We start from the raw sequence: 22,430 nt of genomic DNA on the forward strand, positions 1-22,430 counted from the left end.
CGGCGATAGTCCACCGTGTGCGAGTCCGGCCGCGCGGGCGGTTCGAGGCCGATGACGGGCGAGGTGAAATGACGGCGCGGCTGATTTTCCAGGCTGAGAAAAATGGCCGTTCCATGATTTAAAACAGGTTGTTATGCATATCGTGCGATGGCTTTTTAGCGGTAGACTCACTACACTTTGGCGCGAACTCTGCATTTTTTTCAGCCGCTATTCTGCACAATATATTGTATTTAATAACAATCTAACTCAGACCGCTGACAAACCTATCACCGCTCGTCGGACTTTGTCAGCGAACTCAATATCATTTTGCTTATCAAGCACAGAGACCGGGTGTACAGCGACAAATGGACTTACTTAAATTTATACTTCGCCTGCCTTTTATTTTGATAAAAGGCCTGTTTCACGCGCTGGGCCTGGTTCTCGGTTTGCTTGGCCGCGTTGTTAAACCGATCGTCGGCAATATCGACTGGCGCGCGCCGGGCTGGTGGACGGCGATGCGCGGCTGGCTGAAATGCGGTTTTCAGCGTCTGGAGAGCGGGGTGGATAAATACCCGCTCGCCGTCAGCGCGGCGATTTTGCTGTTGCTGTGCGCCGCCGGCGCAGGGGTTTATGGCTGGCACTGGTGGCTGAATCGGCCGCAGCCCATCGAACCCGCGCCGATGGCGTATCAGGAAACCCGCGTGTCGGTCGGCGCGCCGGACGCGGTGAATTACGCGGCGCAGAGAATTACGCCGCCGGAAGTGCGTTTTTATTTCAGCAGTTCCGCCGCGCAGCTGACGGACGTGGGTAAAACGGTCGCGAAAGGGATCTCGCTGAAACCGGCCGCCGAAGGCCAGTGGAAATGGGCCAGCGATACAACCTTACTCTTCACGCCGAAAAATCCGCTGCCGATGGGCGCCAAATATGAAGTGGCATTCACGCCCGAAGCGCTGCTTGCGCCGCAAATCAAACTGGCGACCACGCGTTATTCCTTCACCGTTCCCGCTTTTGATTATCAGATCGGCGAATCCGAGTATTATCAGGACCCGCAGGATCCGCAAAAACGCCACGCGGTGTTTAACGTTAAATTCAACGCCCCGGTGGACGCCGCCAGTTTCGAAAAGCAGATTTCTCTCGGCCTGAACGTGGCGAAAGCCAAATCAGAGACCAAACTCAACTATTCCGTGGTCTATGATCAGAAGAAGCTCAACGCCTGGGTGCATTCCGAGCCGTTGAAATCCCTCGATCACGGCGGTTCGGTGCATCTCGCCATCGGCGAGGGGGTAAAAGCGTCGGTACCGTCCAACGCGACCGCGCAATCCCGCGACGGCTGGGTCGCCGTGCCGACGCTGTACAGCCTGACGGTGAGCGAGGCCAGCGCGCAGGTGGTCGACGCCGGGGAGTCGAAAGGCGAGCGCGCGTTGATCATCGGTTTCAGCGACGCGGTAAAAGACCAGGATATCCGCCGGGCGGTGAAAGTCTGGCTGCTGCCGCAGCACGATCCGAACGACCCGGACGCCAGTCGCGATCCGGACGAGTTTTATTCCTGGGATGTGGACAGCGTGGAGAATAACGTGCTGGCGCAGTCCACGCCGCTGAATATCCGCTTGAACGAGGCGGAAAACGACTATCAGCCGCAGTTCAGTTTCCGCTTTGATGCGCCGGCGCATCGATCGCTGCTGGTGAAAATCGACAATGTGCTGACGTCGTCCGGCGGCTATAAAATGCCGGAACCCCTCTACCGCATCGTACAGGTGCCGGACTACCCGAAACTGCTGCAATTTATGTCGCAAGGCTCGCTATTATCGGTTAACGGCGATAAGCAAATCAGCGTCGCCGCGCGCAACGTGCCGGGGCTGCGCGTTGACGTTAAACGCGTGATCCCAAGCCAGTTGCAACATATCGTGTCGTTCAAGCGCGGCGAGTATTCATCGGCGCAGTTTAACCGGCTGAATGACGAATATTTTACCGAGCGCTTTCACTATCAGACGGCGCTGAATAACGATAAGCCGGGTGAAGTGAATTATCGCGGCGTGGATCTTTCGCGCTATTTATCCACCGATCCGCGTTCGCATCGCGGCATCTTCCTGCTGACGCTGTCGGAATGGGATCCGCAGAAAAAAGAAGCCGCCGTCGATAACGATGGCTATCAGGATGAAGATGAAAGCGAAGAGGCGTCGTCCATCGGCGATTCGCGCTTCGTGGTGGTCACGGATTTGGGGATTATCGCCAAGCGGTCGCAGGATAAAACCCGCGACCTGTTTGTGCAGTCCATCCACAGCGGCGCGCCGGTCGGCAACGCCAAAGTCTCGGTTATCGCTAAAAACGGCGTCACGCTGCTGACGCAATTCACCGATGCCGACGGCCATGCGCGTTTCCCGGCGCTGGACGTTTACGTCAATGAACGCCAGCCGGTGATGTTCCTGGTGGAAAAAGAGGGCGACGTGTCCTTCCTGCCGACCGATCGCTATAACGACCGCGGTCTGGATTTCTCCCGCTTTGACGTCGGCGGCGACGAAGCGCCGAACGATGCGCGCACGCTGGGCAGCTATCTGTTCTCCGACCGCGGCGTTTATCGTCCGGGCGATACCTTTAACATCGGCCTGATTACCCGCGCCGCCGATTGGGGTACGGGTCTGGCCGGCGTGCCGGTGCGCGCTGAAATTCACGATCCGCGCGCCAGGCTGATGAGCACCATTCCGCTGACGCTGAATGCCGAGGGTTTCAACGAACTGAGTTACGCCACCGACGAGAATTCACCCACCGGCGAGTGGTCCGTTTATCTCTATCTGGTCGGTAAGGACAATGAAGCATCCGCGCTGTTGGGCTATACCACGGTCAACGTCAAAGAGTTCGAGCCGGATCAGTTGAAAGTGAAACTGCAACTGACGCCGGAGCGCAAGCAGGGCTGGGTGAAACCTTCCGAGCTACAGGCGAATATCGATGTGCAGAACCTGTTCGGCACGCCGGCGCAGGATCGTCGCGTGGCGTCGAAACTGACGTTGCATCCGACATACCCGCGATTCGACGCGTTTCCGGATTACGCCTTTTACGAGAACCGGCAGAACCGGGACAGTTTTGAAACCGAACTGGAAGATCGCGTCACCGATGCGCAGGGCGCGGCGGCTATTCCGCTGGATCTTAACGCCTATGCCGACGCGACCTATCAGCTGCAACTGTTGTCGGAAGCCTTTGTCGCCGGCGGCGGACGTTCCGTCGCCGCCACCGCGCGCGCGCTGGTGTCGCCGAATGATTATCTGATCGGCGTGAAGCCGGACGGCGATCTCGGCTACATCAACCGCGACGCCGCGCGTCGTGTGAATATCATCGCCGTCGATCCGTCGCTCAAGCAAATTGCGCTGTCGGATTTGAAAGTGACGCTGTTCGAGCAGAAATACTTTTCCGTGCTGACCAAACAGGATTCCGGCGTTTACAAATACCAGTCGAAGATGAAGGAAGTGCCGCTGTCCGAACAGCCGCTGTCGCTGGCGGAGCAGGGCGGCGATCTGACGCTGGCGACGGATAAGCCGGGCGATTTCGTGCTGGTGATCGAAGACGCGCAGGGCAAGGCGCTGAACCGCATCGCTTACAGCGTCGCCGGCAACGCCAACCTCAGTCGTTCGCTGGACCGCAACGCCGAACTCAAGCTGAAACTCAATCAGGGCGAATACCAGCCGGGCGATGAAATCGAAGTTTCGATCAACGCGCCTTATACCGGCAGCGGGCTTGTCACCATTGAGAAAGACAAGGTTTACGGCTGGCGGTGGTTCCACACCGATACCACCAGTTCGGTGCAGAAAATCCGTATTCCGGCCGGTATGGAAGGCAACGGCTATATCAACGTGCAGTTTGTGCGCGACGTGAACTCCGATGAAATCTTTATGAGCCCGCTGAGCTACGGCGTAATGCCGTTTAAAATCAGTACCAAAGCGCGGCAAAACGATCTGCGAGTCGCCGTGCCGCCGGTGATTAAACCGGGGGAAAATCTGCCGATTACCGTGACGACCGACGGCCCGCAGCAGGTGGCGCTGTTTGCCGTCGACGAGGGCATTTTGCAGGTCGCGCGCTATCGGCTGAAAGATCCGCTCGACTACTTCTTCCGCAAACGCGCGCTGGGCGTGGAAAGCGCGCAGATCCTCGATCTGATTCTGCCGGAATTCAGCAAGCTGATGCAACTGACGGCCGCGCCCGGCGGCGATGGCGGCGAGGGGCTGGATCTCAGCGTGAATCCGTTTAAACGTAAACGGGATAAGCCGGTGACGTACTGGTCCGGCATTACTGAGGTGAACGGCGAGCGGCAGTTCAATTATCCGGTGCCGGATTATTTCAACGGCAAAATCCGCGTCATGGCGATTTCCGTCACCCCGGACAAAATCGGTAAAGCGCAAACGTCGGCGACCGTGCGCGATAACTTCATCATGACGCCCAACGTGCCGGCCATGGTCGCGCCGGGGGATGAGTTCGACGTCAGCGTCGGCGTCAGCAATAACCTTAGCGATTTGCACGGTCAAAGCATCGCGATTGCGGTACGGCTGAACGTGCCGCCGCAGTTGGAAGTGGTGGGCAACGCGGTGCAAAACCTGTCGCTGGCGGAAAAACGCGAAGGGGTGATTAATTTCCGCCTGCGCGCCAAATCCATTCTGGGCGATGCGCCGCTGGCGTTCGAGGCCAAATACGGCGACAAAACCAGCCGCCGCGCCATCAGCACGTCGGTACGTCCGGCGATGCCGTTCCGTACCCAGTCGGTTATGGGCCGTATGAACCGCAGCCAGAACGTCGATAACCTGCGTCGGATGTTTGATGCCTATGCGGTGCGTAAGGCCGCCGTTTCCAACTCGCCGCTGGTGCTGGCCGGCGGGCTGTCGCAGTATCTGGCGGATTATCCCTACTACTGTTCCGAACAGATCGTCAGCCGCTCGGTGCCGCTGATGCTGGCAGGCGCGCACCCGGAAATGCGCGGCGATCTGAACCCGACGGAAAGCGCCAAACAGCTGAAAGATATGCTGGCGGTGCTGCGTTCGCGCCAGAACGATCGCGGCGCGATCGGCCTGTGGCGTTCGTCGCCGGAAGCCGATCCTTTCGTTACCCCTTACACGGTGCAATATCTGCTGGAAGCCAATGCCGCAGGCTTTACATTGCCGGTCGGTATGCTGGACGAGGCGAATGCGGCGCTGCGCGAGCTGGCGGCCAATCCGTCCGATGATTTGTATACGCTGCGCCTGCGCGCATGGGCGGTGTATCTGCTGACCCGTCAGGGCGAAATCACCACCAGCGCGCTGGCCTCGGTGCAAAACGCCTTGCAGCGGCAGTATCCGGATAGCTGGACAACCGATCTCGGCGCGTTGTATCTGGCGTCGTCGTACCGGTTGCTGAAAATGGACGATGAAGCCAACGCGCTGTTGCAGCCGACCTGGAAACAGATGAGTCAGGCGTATGACAAAGCCTGGTGGACGCAAAACTACTTCGATCCGCTGGCGCAGGACGCGACGCGTTTGTATCTGATTACGCGTCACTTCCCGGAAAAAACGTCCGCCATTCCGCCGCAGGTGCTGGAAAATATGCTCAGGGCGCTGAAAGAGGAACGCTACACCACGTATTCCTCGGCCATGAGCATTCTGGCGCTGGAGAGTTATTCCACGCAGATCGCGGCGCAATCCGCCGCGCCGGACGGGCTGAAAATCACCCAGGTCGCTAAAACCGCCAATGTCGATCCGCAGCTGATTTCCACCTTGCAGGGGCTGTTCGCCAAAGGCGATTTCACCGCGGACGCCAAATCAATCCGTTTCGACAACGGCAATGACGCGCCGGCCTGGTATGTGGTGACGCAGGCCGGTTACGATCTGGCGCCGCCGGAGCAGGCCGTCTCCCGCGGATTGGAGATCACCCGCGATTACACCGACGAGCAGGGCAAACCGGTTACGCAGGCGACGTTGGGGCAGAAGATTAACGTACATCTGAAAGTGCGCGCGAATTCGACGCAAGGGCTGAGCAATCTGGCGATCGTCGACCTGCTGCCGGGCGGATTCGAGGTGGTGCAGCAAACGCCGCCGGCGCCGGAATCCGACGACGGCGATGAAGAGAGCGATGCGCAGGCGTCTGGCGCGTGGCTATCGCCGCTGGCGGCGGCCGGTTCCACCTGGGCGCCGGATTACAGCGATATTCGCGAAGATCGGGTGATCATTTACGGCAGCGCCGGCACCGACGTGCAGACGTTCGTGTATCAAATCAAGGCCACCAACACCGGCAGCTTCGCGATCCCGCCGGCGTACGGCGAGGCCATGTACGATCGCGAGGTTCAGGCGCTGTCCGTCAGCAAGCAAAAACTGGTGGTCGTGCCTGCCGATGAAGCGCCCGTTGCGAAAAAATAATCACCCGCCGTCCGCGCTCCGCCGAAAACGGCGGGGCGTAACCTGTGCAGAGTCTTAAGATGCGTAGCGCGCCGGCATTTTTCAACGCGGCGAAACGCCTGCTGCAAAATATCGCCATGGCCGTCTTGTTACTGGCGCTGGCGGCGCTGGCGTGTCGCCTGTGGCCCCATCCGCCCCTTTCTCAAGGCCAACCCTTTTCGTCGGTTTATTACGATCGGCACGGCGCGCTGATGCGCATCACGCTGGCCAGCGACGACCGCTATCGCCTGTGGACGCCGCTGGAGAGGGTTTCGCCGCTGGCGGTCAACGGCCTGATTTTGCATGAAGACCGCTGGTTTTATTACCATCCCGGTTTCAATCCGTTCAGCCTGCTGCGCGGCTTCTGGCATAGCTATATCGCCGGCGGGCGAATGATGGGCGGCTCCACCATCACCATGCAGCTGGCGCGCATGTATTGGCGCCTGAATACCCGCACGCCGTCGGGCAAGCTGATGCAGGTTCTGCGGGCGATACAGCTGGAACTGAGCTACTCCAAACGCGATATTCTTGAGGCCTATCTGAACTACGCGCCCTATGGCCGTAATATTGAAAGCATCGGCGCGGCCAGCCTGATTTATTTCAACAAAGCGCCGCAGGATCTGACGCTGCCGGAAGCGCTGACGCTGGCGGTGTTGCCGCAGTCGCCGAGTTATCGCATCGACGGCAATCTCGGCGTGTTGAGCGCGGCGCTGACGCAGGCGCGTAATCGCCTGTTCCTGCGCTGGCGGGCGCGCTACGGGGCGGACGGCGGCCAGCTTGCTTTGTTCAAACTGCCGCTGGCGCTGCGTCAGCCGGAAGGCATGCCGTATATCGCGCCGCATTTTATTGAGCAACTGCGTTTGCAAAATCAACAGCTGGCGCGAATCGATACCCGCATCGACACCACGCTGGACGCCGGTTTGCAGCAGCTCGTCGAGCGTCAGGTGAACGCCTTTATCACCCGCAACCGCCGCCACGGCATTCACAATGCGGCGGTATTGCTGGTCGATACCCGCGATATGGGCGTGCGGGCATTGATGGGATCGGCCGATTATTACAACCGCGCGATTTCAGGACAGGTGAACGGCACCAACGCCAAGCGCTCGCCGGGCTCGGCGCTGAAACCCTTTATCTATGCGCTGGGCATGGAGCAGGGGGTGCTGCACCCGATGACCATCCTGCGCGACGTACCCTCGGTGTTCGGCGCCTACGCGCCGGAGAACTTCGACCGCCGCTTTCTCGGGCCGGTCACCGCGACGGACGCGCTGAACTTCAGCCGCAATATCCCCGCCGTTTCTATCGCCGCGCAGCTGCGTCAGCCGACCTTCTATCAGTTCCTGCGCCTGTCCGGCGTCGCCAACCTGTCCAGTGAGAATCACTACGGCCTGTCGCTGGTGCTGGGCGGCGGCGAAGTGACGATGCAGGAACTGGCCAGGCTGTATGCGCTGCTGGCGAACCGCGGTGTGCTGCAACCGCTGCGCATGCAAAAAAACGATCCGACGCCGCAGCCGGTGCGTTTGCTCAGTGAAGAAGCCAGCTTTATGACGCTGGATATGCTGAGCCGGCATCGTCGTCCCGGGGATACGCTGGCGCAGGCCCGTTCCGCGCTGCCGGTATACTGGAAGACCGGCACGTCGTGGGGATTTCGCGACGCCTGGAGCGTCGGCATTTACGGCCCTTATGCTCTGGTGGTTTGGGTGGGGAATTTCGACGGCAGCGGCAATAACGCGTTTGTCGGCGTCGATGCGGCCGCACCGCTGTTTTTCAATCTTATCGACAGCCTACAGGCCAGTTATCCGACGCTACAGGCGCCGAAATATCCGTTGCCGAAACGGCTCAAGCGGGTGGATATCTGTCTTGCCAGCGGCGATTTGCCGACGCCGTGGTGCCGGCAACGGGGCAAAACCTGGTTTATTCCCGGCAAGTCGCCGATCAAGGTCGATACGGTTTATCGCCCGGTGCGGCTGGACAAACAAACCGGCGAAGTGGCTTGTCCGCCTTACGATGAAGATGCGATCCGCACCGAGGTGTTCGAATTCTGGCCCTCTGATCTGGCGAACGTGTTTGCGCAGGCCGGTCTGCCGAAACGTAAGCCGCCGGTTAATCGCTGCAAAGACGGCGGCGTGGAGATCGGCGGCAATCCGCCGCGCATCACGTCGCCACTAAAAAATACCGTTTACACGCTGCGGCAGTCGCAGCAGGGACGCGAGCGGATTTCCTTCAACGCGGTGACGGATGCCGACAGCAAAACGGTGTACTGGTTTGTGGATGATATTTATCTCGGCAGTTCCGCCAGCAAATCGACCATCGACTGGCGGCCGATCGATAACGGGCAGTATCGGATCCGCGCCGTGGACGATCGCGGACGCGCCGACAGCCGGTTGATTCGCATAGAAATCGTCGACTAGCGGCGGGTCAGCGGCCGCATTATCGCACCATCGAGATAATCACTCGCAGCAGTTCGTCCTTGGCTTGTTGTTCGGTAATGACGCCTGTAACCGCGGCGTAAGATAACCCTTCGGCGGAACCGAGCATGGCCCATAGCGCGGCTTCATGTAGTGTTCGACCGGCGCAGAAAGGTGCAAACAGCGCGCGACATTTCTCTGTAAACGTTGCGGCATACTCTTGTCTGATCTGCTCAAGTTCAGGGGTTCCGTTGAGCGCCGCCATGACATTAGGCATTTCATGTCCCTGGAGCAGTACACATTCAATGTATGAGTTGGCAATAACCGATGCCAGTTTCTCTAATTCTGGCTCTGTATTACGGATGATTTCATCCATCAGCGCCGTCTGGCGCCGATCGTATTCTTTATAAAGCGCGGCAAGAAGTCCGGAACGATTCGTGAAATGATCATAAACCACCGGTTTCGTCACGCCTGCCTGCTGCGCTAAATACCCCAGCGTAAGCGCGTCCGTTCCTTCTTCCCGAATGATCCGCCATGCGACTTCCATCAGTTGTACATAACGTTCTTCTCTGGCTAAACGCTGTCGTGCGCGTGGTTTGGACATGGCCGGCATTTCCTGTTGACCTGGTTATATACTAAAGGTAACTTACTATTGGTATCTTACTGTTAGTATATAAGACTAACGCTGACACCGTTTCACGGCAATGGGAGTATACGCAATGCATGCATTAATCGTTGTTTCTCACCCTGTTAATACCTCACTGACTCACAGTGTCGCAGCCGAAATTGCGCAAGGGATCGCAAAATCAAGCCCGCAAAATACGTATGAAATCGCGGATATTGCGCAGGAGGGGTTTGATCCGGTTTTTTCTGCGCCTGATATGGACGCTTTTCAGCAAACCGGCAAGACGCCGCCTGATGTCGTTGCGCAGCAGTCGCGTATTGATAATGCGGATGCGTTGGTGCTGGTCTTCCCGATTTACTGGTGGTCAATGCCGGGATTGCTGAAAGGTTGGATCGATCGCGTTTTTTCGAACGGCTGGGCTTATGAAGACACGCCTGACGGCAGCGTGATAAAAAAGCTGGGACATTTGCCGGTACATATTATTGCGCTGGGCGGCGCCAACCAAAGGACATTCGAAAAACATGGCTATTTCGACGCGTTTAATGCACAGATAGTTCACGGGATTTTCGACTATTGCGGCGCGCCGGTGGCGACATCTGAAATCCTGCTGATGCCGGAGCTGAAAACGCCGGACGCCTTTCTAAACACCGCACGTCATATCGGTGGGCGTCTTTTTCAGACGCACCACGCGTCCGGCCGTGTTTGTGGTGCGCGGCCGATTATTTAGTCGCTAAGGCGTCGCTTCGTTCAGCATCACTTCCAGGAACTTGGTCTGGAAGCGCGTCGCATCCACATCCATTGCCACATGGGCATTAAACAGGTGGCGGGAAACCGGCCGACGATCGGGAATGACCTGTCCCCTCGACCATTCGCCGTGCAGTTCGATATGGGCGTATAACGGTTCGAGAGAGACGTAGCCGGGATCCTCGCAGACCGCAACGGCAAGCGGATCGTGAAGCGGGCAGCCGTCATTGTCGGGATGCATCTGGTTGTAGGAATTGACGTAAAAATCGACGATCCGCATCATGGTCCGGGCGGCATGGTCGCCCCTGGCGCGGATCTCGTCGATCATCGCTGAAGAGAGCAGGGTCTTCATCGTGACGTCCATCCCGATCAGCACGATTTTGGCGCCTGAATTTAACACGATGTGCGCGGCTTCCGGATCGTTATGCAGGTTGGCGTCGACCATCGGATTTTTGACGCCATGAATGCCCGGATGGAACAATGTCGAGCCCATGATGACGATCTGTTTGCAAAGCCCGGCGATTTCCGGCGCTTTGGCGAGGGCAAGCGCGACATTGGTCATCGGCCCGACCGGACACAGGGTGATTTCGCCGGGGTTTTCCTTGACCAGACGGATGATCAGATCCGTCGCGTGCTCATTCACCGGCGCGATCGACGGCGCCGGCAATGCCACATCCCCAATGCCGTTGGCGCCATGCACATAATCAGCCTCGCGCCTGAACGGTTTTAACAGCGAACGGCCGGCGCCTTTCGCCACGGGAATGTCGGGACGTCCGAGCAGCTCAAGTATTTTGAGCGTGTTTTCCGTGGCGATGTCGACCTCGGTGTTGCCGTAGATAGTCGTCAGCGCCTCAAGCTTAATGTTGGGATGGCGCACGGCGTAAAAGATCGCCATGGCGTCATCAATACCGGTATCAACATCCAGGATCACACGAGTGGGTGCCATGTCAGGTCTCCATATTTATTGTCGGCGGCTCAGGGCTGCGCGCTGAGTTTTCCGGCCAGCCCGCCGCTTTTCTTGCGATAGGAAAGGATTAACGCCAGCAGCGTGACCACGTAGGGCAGAACGTCGGTAAGCTGATTGGGCAGACCCTGACTCTGCAATTTGATAGACAGCGCATCCGCAACGCCGAACAGCACACAGGCGAGCGCGGCGTAAAGCGGATTATCGCGGCCAAGCATGCAGGCGACGACCGCGATCCAGCCGCGGCCGGCGCTCATGTCTTCAGAGAAAATACCGACGGTGCCGAGAGAAAGCTGCGCGCCGCCGAGTCCCGACAGCGCGCCGGCGATCAGCACGGTAACGATCTTATAGCGCCTGACGTTCACGCCCATACTTTCTGCCGCCCCGGCATCTTCGCCGACGCCGCGCAGCCGCAAACCGATGGCGGTTTTGTACAGGACGATCGCCACCAGCGCGGTCACAATCCAGGCGAGGTAGGTGAGCGCCGTCTGCCGGGAAAAAATCGCGCCGAGCCAGGGAATGGAATTGAATGCCGCGATGCGAATTTTGTCGAGCGCGACAATCCCCGGATCGCTTAATACGCCGCTCACCCCGAACATCTGGCGCAGAAGATACGCCGTCATACCCGAGGCCAGCAGGTTCATACCGATGCAGATGACCACCGGGTCGCCGCGGAATACCGTGACGCCATAAGCCAGGATCAAAGAGAAAGTCATTGTGCCGACAAGGGCGATAATGACCCCGCCCCAGGCGGAGCCGGTGTAATAGCTGCCGGCGATTGCCGTGAAAGCGCCCACCAGCAGTTGGCCTTCCATCGCGATGTTGAACACGCCGACGCGGCCGCAAAGCGTACCCGCCAGAGAAGCAAACAGGATGGGGGTAATCGCCTGTACGGTCGAATTAATTAAGAAGGGACTGAATAATTCCATCATGAGTTTCGCCTGCCTACGCCGTGGCGAATGGCCAGAAATAAGATGATGACCGCCTGCAAAATCATGGTTAACACGCGCGGTATCTGTGTTTCTCGCTGCATGGCAAATCCACCGGTCTGAAGCGCCGCAAAAAACAGACCCGCCGCGATGGCGCCCAGCGGTTCGCCGCCGACGAGCAGCGCCGCCATCAGACCCGACCAGGTATAACCGGGCGACAGCAGCGCCCCTTCCTGGAAGCGGAAAAGCGTTCCGAGCACAATGATCGCCCCGACCAAACCGGCAATGGCGCCGCTGGCGAACATCGCGGTCAGCATCTGACGAGCGCTGTTCACGCCGCCGTACGCCGTGAAGCGGGCATTAAGGCCGCGCAGGCGTAATTCGTAGCCGCCGATGCTCCGGCGATCGAAGAACAGCACCAGCGCAATGACCGCCGCCAGCAGCAGGATGCCGATATTAAGCGGGCCATAGAGACTTATCAGCCGGGCGGCTTCGGGAACAAGCGCCGTCTGGGCAAGACCCGTCGTGGTATCGCGCAGCACAAAACCCACCAGATAGGAGGTAATGCCGATGGCCGGATAGGACAAAAGCAGGCTCAGGATAATCATCGGAATGCCGAAACGAATTTCGCCGATGGCCGCCGCGGCGGCATACAGACCGGCGGCGAGCATCGCCAGCAGAACGGCGATTAGCGTAATCAGCAGGCCGGGGCCAGGCAGATAGAGCGGGACGATGGCGGCGACGAGACCGCCGATGGCAAGCTGCCCGTCTCCGCCAAGATTAACCATGCCGCCGCGTAGTGGAATGGCGGCGGCCAGCGTCATGCCGACCAGCGGTACGGCCCAGTTCAGGGTGTTGGGCCAGTTCGCCGGCGCAAGGGCGCCGACAACGATTTGCCAATAGGCGGCGATCGGATCGCCGCCGGACAGCAAAATCAGCAGTCCGCCGCTGACCACGCCGAAAAGGATGGCCAGGAGAATGGCCGGCGGACGGGGAAGGCGGGATATTGTCGATATTATCGCGCTCATGCCGCCTCCGTTTGCCGGCCGGCCATCAGCAGGCCAAGCCTCTCTTCCGTGGCGTCCTGAAGCGCGAGATTGGCAAGGATACGCCCTTCATACATGACCAGAATACGGTCGGCGAGCGCCAGGATCTCACTCAGCTCGGCCGACACCAGCAGGATCGCCGCGCCGCGATCGCGCTCGGCAATGAGTTCGCCATGGATAAATTCAATCGCGCCGACGTCAACGCCGCGCGTCGGCTGTTCAGCAATCAAAAGCGGCGCTTTATGCGTGAGTTCACGGGCGATCACCAGTTTTTGCAGATTGCCGCCGGAAAGCGTGCCGACCGGAACCGTATCGCCGCCGATCTTGACGCTGAAACGGGCTATCAATGCGCGGGCATGTTCGGCCACCGCCTGGCGGTTAATAAGAAAGCCGGATGAGAAAGGCGATTTCCGCTGATGTCCCATAATCAGGTTATCGGCGGCCGGTGCGGATTTAGCCGTACCGGTGACGGCGCGATCCTCAGGGACATAAGCAAGACCCGCCCGACGATGACTGGCGACATCGCTTGCCGTCACGTCCGTACCGGCGATGTTCACGCTACCCGCAGCCGGTCGGGAAAGACCGGTCAAGGCTTCGATCAGTTCATTCTGTCCGTTGCCGGCGACGCCGGCGATACCGACGATTTCGCCCGCCCGGACTTCCAGGCTCAGATGGTCGACCGTCGGCCGGGTTCCGGCGCCGACCACCAGATCTTTAACATCCAGCACTACCTCGCCGGGCGCGGCGGGCGTCTTTACCACGGAGGCGGCGACGGCGCGACCGGTCATCGCGCGGATAATTTCGTCCGCGCTGGTTTGACTGGTCAGCATACGATCGGCCACGCTGCCATTGCGCAGCACCGTGACGCGATCGGTGATTTCCATTACTTCATACAGCTTGTGGGTGACGAATAAGACCGTCCTGTCATCCGCGGTGAGATGACGGATAACGTCGAATAAGCCGTCCCGCTCCTGAGGCGTCAGCACCGCCGTCGGTTCGTCCAGAATGAGGATCTGCGCATTGCGATAAAGCGCCTTGAGGATTTCCACCCGCTGGCGCACGCCGATGGATAAGGCGCCGACGCGCGCCAGCGGATCAATCTGCAAGCGATAGCGCGCGGCCAGCGCCGACACTTGCTCCACCGCCGTTTTACGGCTGATAAAGCCCGAACGCCGCGGCTCGCAGCCGTAAACCACGTTTTCCCAGACGGAGAGGGAATCGAACAGTTTGAATGCCTGATGCACCATGCCCATCCCCCGATCGATGGCATCCAGGGCCGAGCGGTATTTCACCTTTTCGCCGCGCAGGATAATGCTGCCTTCATCGGGCGGCAGCATGCCATAAAGGATCGACATCAATGTCGATTTGCCGGCGCCGTTTTCGCCCATCACGGCATGAACCTCTCCGCGCAACACGCTCAGGTCGATATGGTCATTGGCCAACTGGCTGCCGAAGCGTTTGACGATACCGCGCGCTTCGAGCTCAATAGTTTGCATGCGTTTTAGCCCTGGAAAAATGGTTATGCTCTCGGCTTAACGTTAAGCACCCTTCACTCATTGCTGTTGCATCGGATCGGAAACGACGACTTTTCCGGCGATAATGTCATTTTGCAGCGCGCGAACCTTTTCGATGACGTCCGGATAGTTGGCGATCAGGCATTGCGACTTGTCGACGTCCGGCCGCAGGCCGGTTAGCGTCATGCCGCCTTCCGCCAGGCCGAGCGTAACGAACGGCTCCCGTTTGCCGGACAGGATATCTTTCACGCCCTGCTCAATAGCGACATCGGTAAATTTTTCAACGTTATCCATCACCGCCCCAGGCGCCTGTTTGCACTGGTTGGTGTCGACGCCGAACGCAGCGGCGCCCGGAAAGTCATGTATCGCTTTGAAGATACCGCCGTTTGAACCCGATGATGCCGCAAGCACTCTATCCACGTTATCGGCAAGCATGGCATTGGCGCGCTGTAGCCCGCGCGCCGGATCGGAGAAGGGATTGTCCCCGCCGATCCACATATTCGCGGCGGTTTTGATCTCCGGTTTGGCATGCTTCGCCCCGGCCAGGAACGCATCGTTATAGCGATGAACGAAAGGGATATCGAGGGCGCCGATAGCGCCGACTTTGCCGGTTTCGCTGGTCCATGCGGCCACCGCGCCCGCAAGGAAATTAGCCTCATGCTCACGGAAGACCGCACAATAAACATTCGGCAATGCTTTGGACGGGCAACTGTCGATATGCAGGAATTTCACATTCGGATGCCGGGCGGCCACGTCGGGGATAATGTCGTTGAATTCAAAACTGACGGAAACCACGATGTCGGCCTCTTTGGCCGCCGCTTCCAGGTTTTGACGTCGGGTTGTCGGATCGGTGCTTTCAAATATTTTGGCAACGCCGCCGGACTCTTTTGCCACACGTTGCACGCCAACGCCGCCAAGCTTCAGAAAATCATTAACGCCCAGAGCCTGAGGGGAGACGTAAATGATGACGGGTTCCGCCGGCGAGGCCAGACTTGGCCCGTTGAAAAAACAAGTGATGAAAGCAAGCGCCGCGCTAATCCCGAGGCTTCTTTTTTTGTTATTCACGAGTAATACTCCCTTCCTTTAAGGCTCTGTTTTCAATTGGGATAAATGACGATAATCAGAACGAAAAGCTTGTCTGTCGTTTCAAGAAGGCATACGAGGTTTTAATAACGGCATCTCATATTTTTTATGTGGTTTTTCACGATCAATTCCATTTTAACGGCCGCAGCGATGAACATTAGCGGCAGGCAGGATTTTTCACCGGGGCAGGGATACGCACCCGTTCCGCGCCGCGCCAGGTTGTCGCGGGGCGATAAGCAATGAACGGTTGTAACGTGGATTGGGCGTCAATAGATAACAACATTCATGGTCCTGCCGTTCATTAAGAAACCTGAAAAAGTAAAGAATTATGAAAAACATAATCATGTCATGAGTTAACGTAATGTAAAGAAAATACTACTCAAAAGCTAATGCCATTTTTGTATATATAAATCGAAGACGAGGAACGTTTCAGAGCGCTTAATGCTCCATCCGACAGAGAAGGGGTACGAGGCCGTTAGTAAAATCAATCCGCAACACGCCGCGTTTGCAAGGAAACTTGAAGAGCGAATAGGAAAAAGACAGATGGCAAAAATTCTTGATGCTATGACGGAATTGCGCAATATGCTCGAAGAAGTCGTATGACCTGAAAAGCATATGGAATTGTAAGCTTGGGGCAGCGTCAAAGCCGCCCCTTTTGCTTTCAGACAGCCGGCATCAGCGAGCGCCGCCTCCGCCGCTGCTGAACGGCGGACGAGCGAACCAGATTAATATCAGCAGTACCAGGAACGCCCCGCCGGATAACCAGAAGATCTCGTTGGCCGAAATAATCAGCCCCTGATTGGTGATTTCTCGCGCTATCCAGCCGGATGCCTGCTGGTGACTCATGCCCTTGCCTTCGAGTTGCTGGTAGATCTGCGTCGCCGCCGGATTAAACGGCATGATGTTTTCCGTGAGCTGCGTATGATGCAGCGACTCACGGTTTGACCACATCGTCGTGGTGATCGACGTGCCAATCGACCCCATCAGAATACGGATGAAGTTCGACAGACTGGATGCTCCCGCCATTCGTTCCGGCGCTAAGCCGGAAAAAATAATGGTGGTCAGCGGCATGAAGAAGCAGCCCACGGCGAAACCCTGAATAAACTGCGGCCACGCAGACGCGCCGAAATCCATCGCCGGTTCGAACGTATACGCACGCCAGAAGAAGCAGTAGGCGTACATAATAAAGCTGAACGTCACCAGCCTGCGCATATCCAGACGGTGCGCAAAGCGGCCGATAATCGGCGATATCAGAATCGGCAATATCCCGACCGGCGCCGAGGCCAGACCCGCCCAGGTGGCGGTATAACCATAGGCCACCTGCAATAGCTGCGGCAGCAACACCAGCGAGCTGACATAGAGCATGAAGGCCAGGCTGATACATAGCACGCCGATGGTAAAATTTCGCGATTTAAACAACGATAGATCGACTATCGGGTGGTCGTCCGTCAGTTCCCAGACCACCAGGAAGCAAAGCGCGACCGCCGCCACGATGGCCAACACGATAATTTCGCTCGAGTTAAACCAGTCGAGCTCCTTACCCTGATCGAGCATCACCTGCAATGCGCCGATGCCCAGAACGAGGAGCATTAAGCCGACACGGTCGATCGGACGGATCTGCGTCGCGGTTTCGCGGCCCTTCAGCGTTTTCAGCGTCAGGAATACCACCGCCATGCCGATCGGCACGTTGATAAAGAAGATCCAGCCCCAATGATAGTTATCACTGATGTATCCGCCGAGGATCGGCCCGCAAATCGGGGCGACGATCACCGTCATCGACCAGAGCGCAAGCGCGGTACTTCGCCTGGCCGGCGGATAGTTATTCAGCAACAGACTTTGCGAAAGCGGGATCAGCGGACCGGCCACCACACCCTGTACCACACGAAAGAAAATCAGCATTCCCAGGCTGTTGGAGATACCACACAGCCAGGAGGCGAGGGCAAACAGCCCGGTCGACCACAGGAATAGTTTCACCTCGCCGATGCGTTTCGCCAGCCAGCCGGTGATCGGGATTGAGATGGCGTTTGCCACCCCGAACGACGTGATGACCCAGGTACCCTGAGAGTTCGAGGCGCCAAGATTCCCGGCAATGGTCGGGATCGCCACGTTGGCGATCGTCGAGTCCAGAACCTGCATAAAGGTGGCCATAGACAACGCCACCGTCATCCAGGCCAGCGGGGCGCCTACCAGCGGTTTATTTGCCACAGCGGCCTCCAAAGATTTTAGCCTGCATTGGCATGAATAACGTCTGCAATGATGGCATTGACCGGCGCCAGATCCAGCGTCAGAGCGGATGTCCGATACAGCGGTTCCGTACGGACGGTATTCGCCAGCACCAGACCATCCCGGTTTTGGGTATCGACCGTGACTCGCGCGGACAAACCGATGCGCAGCGGATGTTCCGCCACTTCCCGATCGTTGAGCTCAATACGTACCGGCAGACGCTGAACCACTTTGATCCAGTTACCGGTGGCGTTCTGAGCAGGCAACAGTGAGAACGCGCCGCCGGTACCCATGTCCATACCGACCACTTTGCCGGAATATTTTACGTTTTCGCCATACATATCGCTGACGACGGTGGCCGTCTGACCGATGCGTATATTTTCCAACTGCGTTTCTTTAAAGTTGGCGTCAATCCAAATGTGGCGGGCGGGGACCACGGCTATCAACGTCGTGGACGGCGTGATCCGCTGCCCAATCTGTACGGCGCGGCGCGACACATAGCCATCAATCGGACTGCGGACTTTGGTGCGTTGCAGAGCGAGCCAGGCATCACGAACCTGAGCGGCGGCCTGTAAAACCAGCGGCTGCTGAGCAACCGGCGTATTCAGCACCATCGCCTGATTGGCGTTGTATTGCTGAACGGCGACATCGTATTGCGCTTTGGCCGTTTCCACGGCATCGCGGGCGTGTTGCAGCTCTTCACGACCAATCGCATCAACATTCCCCAGCACAAGGCGGCGTTTCAGGTCGGTTTGCGCCTGTTGCCATTGCGTCTGACGCAGCGCGATATTCGCCTGATACTGTTTGCCGTTAATGATCAACTGATGTGTTTGACGCACGCTGTTTGCCAGCGCCGTTTTAGCGCGTTCTAAAGCCTGTTGTGCATCGGTCGCATCGACCGACACCAGCACGTCGCCTGCTTTCACCAGGTCGGTGCTGTCGAAATTAACGTTGGTCACGCTGCCCGACACCTGGGCCATAATCTGAATCTGATTACCGGCGACATAGGCATCATCAGTAGACTCGAAATGACGTAAAACCAGCAGCCAGTAAAACAGGCAGGCGATGGCGATAATGATGAAAATCCCGGTTAACGACAGCATCGCGACTTTCCGCGTTTTCTTTTTACTCTTCGGCGTTTGCGGTGTCGCCTGAGTTTCGGCATTGGCGCTCATGATCTTCTCCACATGTGTCTATTATGATTTTTGTCCGCGGCAGGGGCCTGATAGCCGCCCCCAAGCGCTTGGATGAGACGGATTTTCGCCTGCATCAACTGACTGCCGGCGCGAAGTTGCGCCTGCTGCTGCTGTTGAAACGCTAACTGGCTGCTTAAGCGTTCATCCCTTCCGATGATGCCGACGCGGTATCTTGCTTCCGAAACGCGATACGCCTCTTCGAGCGATTTCGCGGCGAAAGAGGCCTGCTGCAATTGTTCGGCACTGCTTTTCGAAAGGGTTATGGCATCCGCCGTTTGCTGGATGGCGTTCAGGATGGTCTGGTTATACGACTCGACGGACTGGTCGAATAACGCGGACTCTGCGCCCAGTTGGGCGCGCAAGGCCCCCGCGTGGAAAATCGGCAGCGAAATGGCCGGCGCGATGTTCCAGGCTTTACTGGCGGCTTCCAGAAGATTCGGGCTGTTGGTGGTCGTCAGACCGCCAAAGGCGCTGATAGCCAGGCTGGGATAAAACGCTTTTTTCGCGGCGCTGACGCGTTGGGAATAGGATTCCACCAGATCGCGCTGCGCGGTAATGTCAGGACGTTGGCCCAGTAAATCCAGCGTCAATTCGCCTTTCGGCGCCAGCGCGTCAGCCGATGGCGGCGTAACGGCGCGCAGCCCGTTCATCGCATCCGGGCCGCGTCCGGCCAGTGCGGAAAGCTGATGTCTCAGTTGTTCGCTCTGTGACGACAGCACGATGAGCTGCTGTTTGGCGCCGTCGGCCTGAGCCCGGGTTTGTTGGGGGATTTCAATTCCGTACACGCCGGCCTGATATTGCGCCTGACGCAAATCCGCCAGACGCCGATGGTTATCCACCTGGTTTCGCAGGACATCCTGCAACGCCAGATTGGCCTGCAATTGATAATAGGCCGACGCCACCGAACAGGTCAGCGTCAGCGCGGCTTCCGCCTGTTCAGCGCGGGAGGAATCCACCTGTGCTTGCGCGGCATTCGCCTGATTGCGGTATTTACCCCACCAGTCAAATTCATAGCTCAGATTCAGCCCGAGGCTGTTGCTGTTGTCGTAAATCGGCGCGTCAGGATAGCGGCTCAGGAACGGCGGAATGGTGTTTTTCGCCACGCGTTCACGCCGCATTGACCCGTTCAAATCCAGATAAGGGCCGTTGGCCGCATCGGCCTTTTCCATCACGCTCTGCGCTTCACGCACCCGGGCGGCCGCCTGACGTAATGATGGCGAGTTTTGCAACGCCGTGGTCATCAACTCATCGAGCTGCGGGTCATTTAGACCGCGCCACCACTGCGGGCTGATGGACAGAGAACTGACTTTCTCCTGATGCAGATGAAGCTGTCGCGTATCGAGCAGCGACGACTGGGGAGCAATATGATTATCGGAGGCGCAGCCGGCCAAAATTAAAACGGCAAACAGCGGCGTAAGCCTCCGGCAAATTTGGAGTGGCATAGGGTTACCTGAAAGAAGATTAAAAAATTTACGCGATGCCGCGCAGGTTTCTAGGGCGTCACCGCCTTGAAATGACCATCCGGTAGCCGCAAATGACAATGCTGATCTTCATGTTTCAATTCCTTTATTAAAAAACAACTACAACGTTGGAGTTTAATTTAGTGCTATTTTCAATAAATGACAACTCCCTTTGAACAGAAAAGTGTGCGGCTCAGGCCTGAAGACTATCCATTAAGCCGATGCAGCCCATCGAAAACGGGAATGCGGATCTTGTTATTGCCGGCGGCATAGGCCCGGTCCCTATGACTTGATTGGCACTGGCGCGTGCAGGCTGGGGCAGGGAGAACCTTGATCTGATAGAGGCTAATAAGTGCTTTGCGGCACAGATTTCGGCTGAAAATAAAGAGGTTAAGCGGGGATGTGAACGGCGGGGCGATCGCGTCAGGGTCACGGCGCCCGCATTCTTGTTATGAGTTACAACATCGGCGTCGGCGAAAAAGCCGCACGCTTCTGGGCGTTGGGGGAGGCAGGTCTGGCTCTCTTTGGCGCGATCTTCACGCCTTGAGGAACCTGCCCAAGGTTAATCTAGGGCGCCAGCGCCAGACGACGCGCCGCCAGCACGACAGACGCTCTGCGTCGGACATGTTCGCGAGCATCATCCGCTCCCGCAAACATACGCGCCACTTGTGGTAACGCCGCCCACCAGCCGGCCAGCCCCATAATCAGGAAAGCCAGGTGATCGGCATCAACATCACGGGTAAGTATCCCGGCTTCCTGGGCATCCTTGATGGCCTGCGTTTTGACTGTATAAAATTGACGCCGCACATCTTCATCGGGTACTTTTCCATCCAGCACCAACCCTTCCCAGCGCAGAAGCCTGTTGAGCTCCGGATGTTCAAGATGATAATCATAAGCCCGGCCGGCATATTCACCGATATCTTCAACAGTCAATGACTTAATCGCCACCGCCTGCGCGACTTTTGCCAGCTCTTCGCTCAGGACGGTCATGAACAAGGATTGTTTGTCGCCAAAATATTTATAAATTCTTTCTTTGTTAACGCCTGCGGTTTTCGCAATCAACTCAACGGTTGTTCCATCAGGCCCCAGCTCCGCAAACTGAACGACTGCCGCGTTCAAAATTTTTCGTTTCGTACCCTCGGTATCCCAGGCCATTGGTTACCCCTCTTTTTAATCTGCTGCATGGCAGAAATATTGAAAGCATGCTGAATTAAACAGCAACGTTGTAGTTGAAACTTTATCATCAAAATGAATATTAGTATAAGGAGGCAGAGCCTGGGGTCGTTAGGTTTAATCAGCAGGTATAAACCTTGCGCGTCGCTGAGTTTGTAAGGTTTATCGAGTGGCTTGGCGCTGCGGATGGTTGTATCGGTGGCATTGAGGGCGCTCCATCGTTGATCGAACCGACGGCCCCTAATTAAGCCCCAAAAACTACGGATATAAAAAAATCTGGTAGTACCCATTGGTACTCCAGATTCTTATCAACTTACTGATTTTTTCAATGTTCTCGGACGCATAAGGACATCCTGAAACTAAATTATGGTGCCGGACTCGGAATCATTCAGCTTTCTATTAAGTTGAAATACAGCATAAATTTTAACCGTAGCTGTTGTCAAGACCCGTAGGTTGACCCGTATTTTCATAGATAGATCAGAATGATGGGATGTATATGATAAAAAAATCCCGGTTTGTTCCTTCGGTTCGATTCCCTATGATGCCTGTAAATTTAAATTGTAATGACATTACTTACCCCCTCTGTCAGGATAGATGTCACCCCCATCAAAAACGCTAATGGGGCGGTGGGGAAACACCATGAAACGCATTTCACCCGAACGAAAATCAGCAGCACTGGCTAAATTACTGCCGCCTTACAACA

Annotated in this window: 14 protein-coding genes; 3 read left to right on the top strand and 11 right to left on the bottom strand. The window is 57.2% G+C overall.

Going from position 1 to position 22,430, the window contains the following annotated elements:
* Positions 1-344 precede the first annotated feature (344 nt).
* Positions 345-6,347 (top strand): alpha-2-macroglobulin family protein, encoded by a 6,003-nt coding sequence (locus tag ABRZ26_RS22550; protein WP_319606337.1) that lies wholly within the window; start codon positions 345-347, stop codon positions 6,345-6,347.
* Positions 6,348-6,406: 59 nt separating this feature from the next.
* On the top strand, positions 6,407-8,773 hold the full coding sequence (gene pbpC, locus ABRZ26_RS22555) for a penicillin-binding protein 1C (RefSeq protein WP_319606350.1): 2,367 nt from the start codon (positions 6,407-6,409) through the stop codon (positions 8,771-8,773).
* Positions 8,774-8,792: 19 nt separating this feature from the next.
* On the opposite strand, the gene ABRZ26_RS22560 is transcribed toward pbpC, so the two are convergent.
* Positions 8,793-9,374 carry a TetR/AcrR family transcriptional regulator gene (locus ABRZ26_RS22560; protein ID WP_319606338.1) on the bottom strand — a complete coding sequence of 194 codons (582 nt, stop codon included), beginning with the start codon at positions 9,372-9,374 and terminating at the stop codon, positions 8,793-8,795.
* A 115-nt stretch (positions 9,375-9,489) separates the two neighbouring features.
* Here ABRZ26_RS22560 and ABRZ26_RS22565 point away from each other — a divergent pair, with 115 nt between their 5' ends.
* Entirely contained in the window at positions 9,490-10,122 is a 633-nt protein-coding gene (locus ABRZ26_RS22565) for an NAD(P)H-dependent oxidoreductase (RefSeq protein WP_319606339.1), read from the top strand.
* Between the two features lie 3 nt (positions 10,123-10,125).
* On the opposite strand, the gene ABRZ26_RS22570 is transcribed toward ABRZ26_RS22565, so the two are convergent.
* The 10 genes from ABRZ26_RS22570 to ABRZ26_RS22615 form a co-directional block, all read right to left on the bottom strand.
* Entirely contained in the window at positions 10,126-11,085 is a 960-nt protein-coding gene (locus ABRZ26_RS22570; protein WP_319606340.1) for a nucleoside hydrolase, read from the bottom strand.
* A 29-nt stretch (positions 11,086-11,114) separates the two neighbouring features.
* Entirely contained in the window at positions 11,115-12,035 is a 921-nt protein-coding gene (locus tag ABRZ26_RS22575; RefSeq protein WP_319606341.1) for an ABC transporter permease, read from the bottom strand.
* Complete coding sequence (locus tag ABRZ26_RS22580; RefSeq protein ID WP_319606342.1) at positions 12,032-13,060, bottom strand: ABC transporter permease; 1,029 nt, start codon at positions 13,058-13,060, stop codon at positions 12,032-12,034. The genes ABRZ26_RS22575 and ABRZ26_RS22580 overlap by 4 nt, the downstream gene beginning before the upstream one ends.
* Positions 13,057-14,574, bottom strand: a complete 1,518-nt coding sequence (locus ABRZ26_RS22585) for an ABC transporter ATP-binding protein (protein ID WP_319606343.1) — start codon at positions 14,572-14,574, stop codon at positions 13,057-13,059. The genes ABRZ26_RS22580 and ABRZ26_RS22585 overlap by 4 nt, the downstream gene beginning before the upstream one ends.
* Positions 14,575-14,631: 57 nt before the next feature.
* The gene (locus tag ABRZ26_RS22590; protein WP_319606344.1) at positions 14,632-15,657 is read right to left on the bottom strand and encodes a BMP family ABC transporter substrate-binding protein; all 1,026 of its coding nucleotides are present in this window, start codon (positions 15,655-15,657) and stop codon (positions 14,632-14,634) included.
* Between the two features lie 175 nt (positions 15,658-15,832).
* A complete protein-coding gene (locus ABRZ26_RS22595; protein WP_319606345.1) occupies positions 15,833-15,958 on the bottom strand; it encodes a hypothetical protein in 126 nt (41 codons plus the stop codon).
* A gap of 392 nt (positions 15,959-16,350) precedes the next feature.
* A complete protein-coding gene (emrB, locus tag ABRZ26_RS22600) occupies positions 16,351-17,880 on the bottom strand; it encodes a multidrug efflux MFS transporter permease subunit EmrB (RefSeq protein ID WP_319606346.1) in 1,530 nt (509 codons plus the stop codon).
* Between the two features lie 17 nt (positions 17,881-17,897).
* The gene (gene emrA, locus ABRZ26_RS22605; RefSeq protein WP_319606347.1) at positions 17,898-19,073 is read right to left on the bottom strand and encodes a multidrug efflux MFS transporter periplasmic adaptor subunit EmrA; all 1,176 of its coding nucleotides are present in this window, start codon (positions 19,071-19,073) and stop codon (positions 17,898-17,900) included.
* Positions 19,070-20,536, bottom strand: coding sequence for an efflux transporter outer membrane subunit (locus ABRZ26_RS22610; RefSeq protein ID WP_319606348.1), 1,467 nt, complete (start codon positions 20,534-20,536; stop codon positions 19,070-19,072). The genes emrA and ABRZ26_RS22610 overlap by 4 nt, the downstream gene beginning before the upstream one ends.
* Positions 20,537-21,121: 585 nt before the next feature.
* On the bottom strand, positions 21,122-21,709 hold the full coding sequence (locus ABRZ26_RS22615; RefSeq protein ID WP_319606349.1) for a TetR/AcrR family transcriptional regulator: 588 nt from the start codon (positions 21,707-21,709) through the stop codon (positions 21,122-21,124).
* Positions 21,710-22,430: the final 721 nt, after the last annotated feature.

The sequence above is a fragment of the Brenneria sp. L4-2C genome (genome assembly GCF_040240335.1).
In the GTDB taxonomy this organism is placed as follows: domain Bacteria; phylum Pseudomonadota; class Gammaproteobacteria; order Enterobacterales; family Enterobacteriaceae; genus Brenneria.

Bases quoted from the DNA above. Each gene is read 5' to 3' on its own strand.
- ABRZ26_RS22550 (WP_319606337.1), top strand. From the start codon at position 345: ATGGACTTACTTAAATTTATACTTCGCCTGCCTTTTATTTTGATAAAA.
- pbpC (WP_319606350.1), top strand. From the start codon at position 6,407: ATGCGTAGCGCGCCGGCATTTTTCAACGCGGCGAAACGCCTGCTGCAA.
- ABRZ26_RS22560 (WP_319606338.1), bottom strand. From the start codon at position 9,374: ATGTCCAAACCACGCGCACGACAGCGTTTAGCCAGAGAAGAACGTTAT.
- ABRZ26_RS22565 (WP_319606339.1), top strand. From the start codon at position 9,490: ATGCATGCATTAATCGTTGTTTCTCACCCTGTTAATACCTCACTGACT.
- ABRZ26_RS22570 (WP_319606340.1), bottom strand. From the start codon at position 11,085: ATGGCACCCACTCGTGTGATCCTGGATGTTGATACCGGTATTGATGAC.
- ABRZ26_RS22575 (WP_319606341.1), bottom strand. From the start codon at position 12,035: ATGATGGAATTATTCAGTCCCTTCTTAATTAATTCGACCGTACAGGCG.
- ABRZ26_RS22580 (WP_319606342.1), bottom strand. From the start codon at position 13,060: ATGAGCGCGATAATATCGACAATATCCCGCCTTCCCCGTCCGCCGGCC.
- ABRZ26_RS22585 (WP_319606343.1), bottom strand. From the start codon at position 14,574: ATGCAAACTATTGAGCTCGAAGCGCGCGGTATCGTCAAACGCTTCGGC.
- ABRZ26_RS22595 (WP_319606345.1), bottom strand. From the start codon at position 15,958: ATGTTGTTATCTATTGACGCCCAATCCACGTTACAACCGTTCATTGCT.
- emrA (WP_319606347.1), bottom strand. From the start codon at position 19,073: ATGAGCGCCAATGCCGAAACTCAGGCGACACCGCAAACGCCGAAGAGT.
- ABRZ26_RS22610 (WP_319606348.1), bottom strand. From the start codon at position 20,536: ATGCCACTCCAAATTTGCCGGAGGCTTACGCCGCTGTTTGCCGTTTTA.
- ABRZ26_RS22615 (WP_319606349.1), bottom strand. From the start codon at position 21,709: ATGGCCTGGGATACCGAGGGTACGAAACGAAAAATTTTGAACGCGGCA.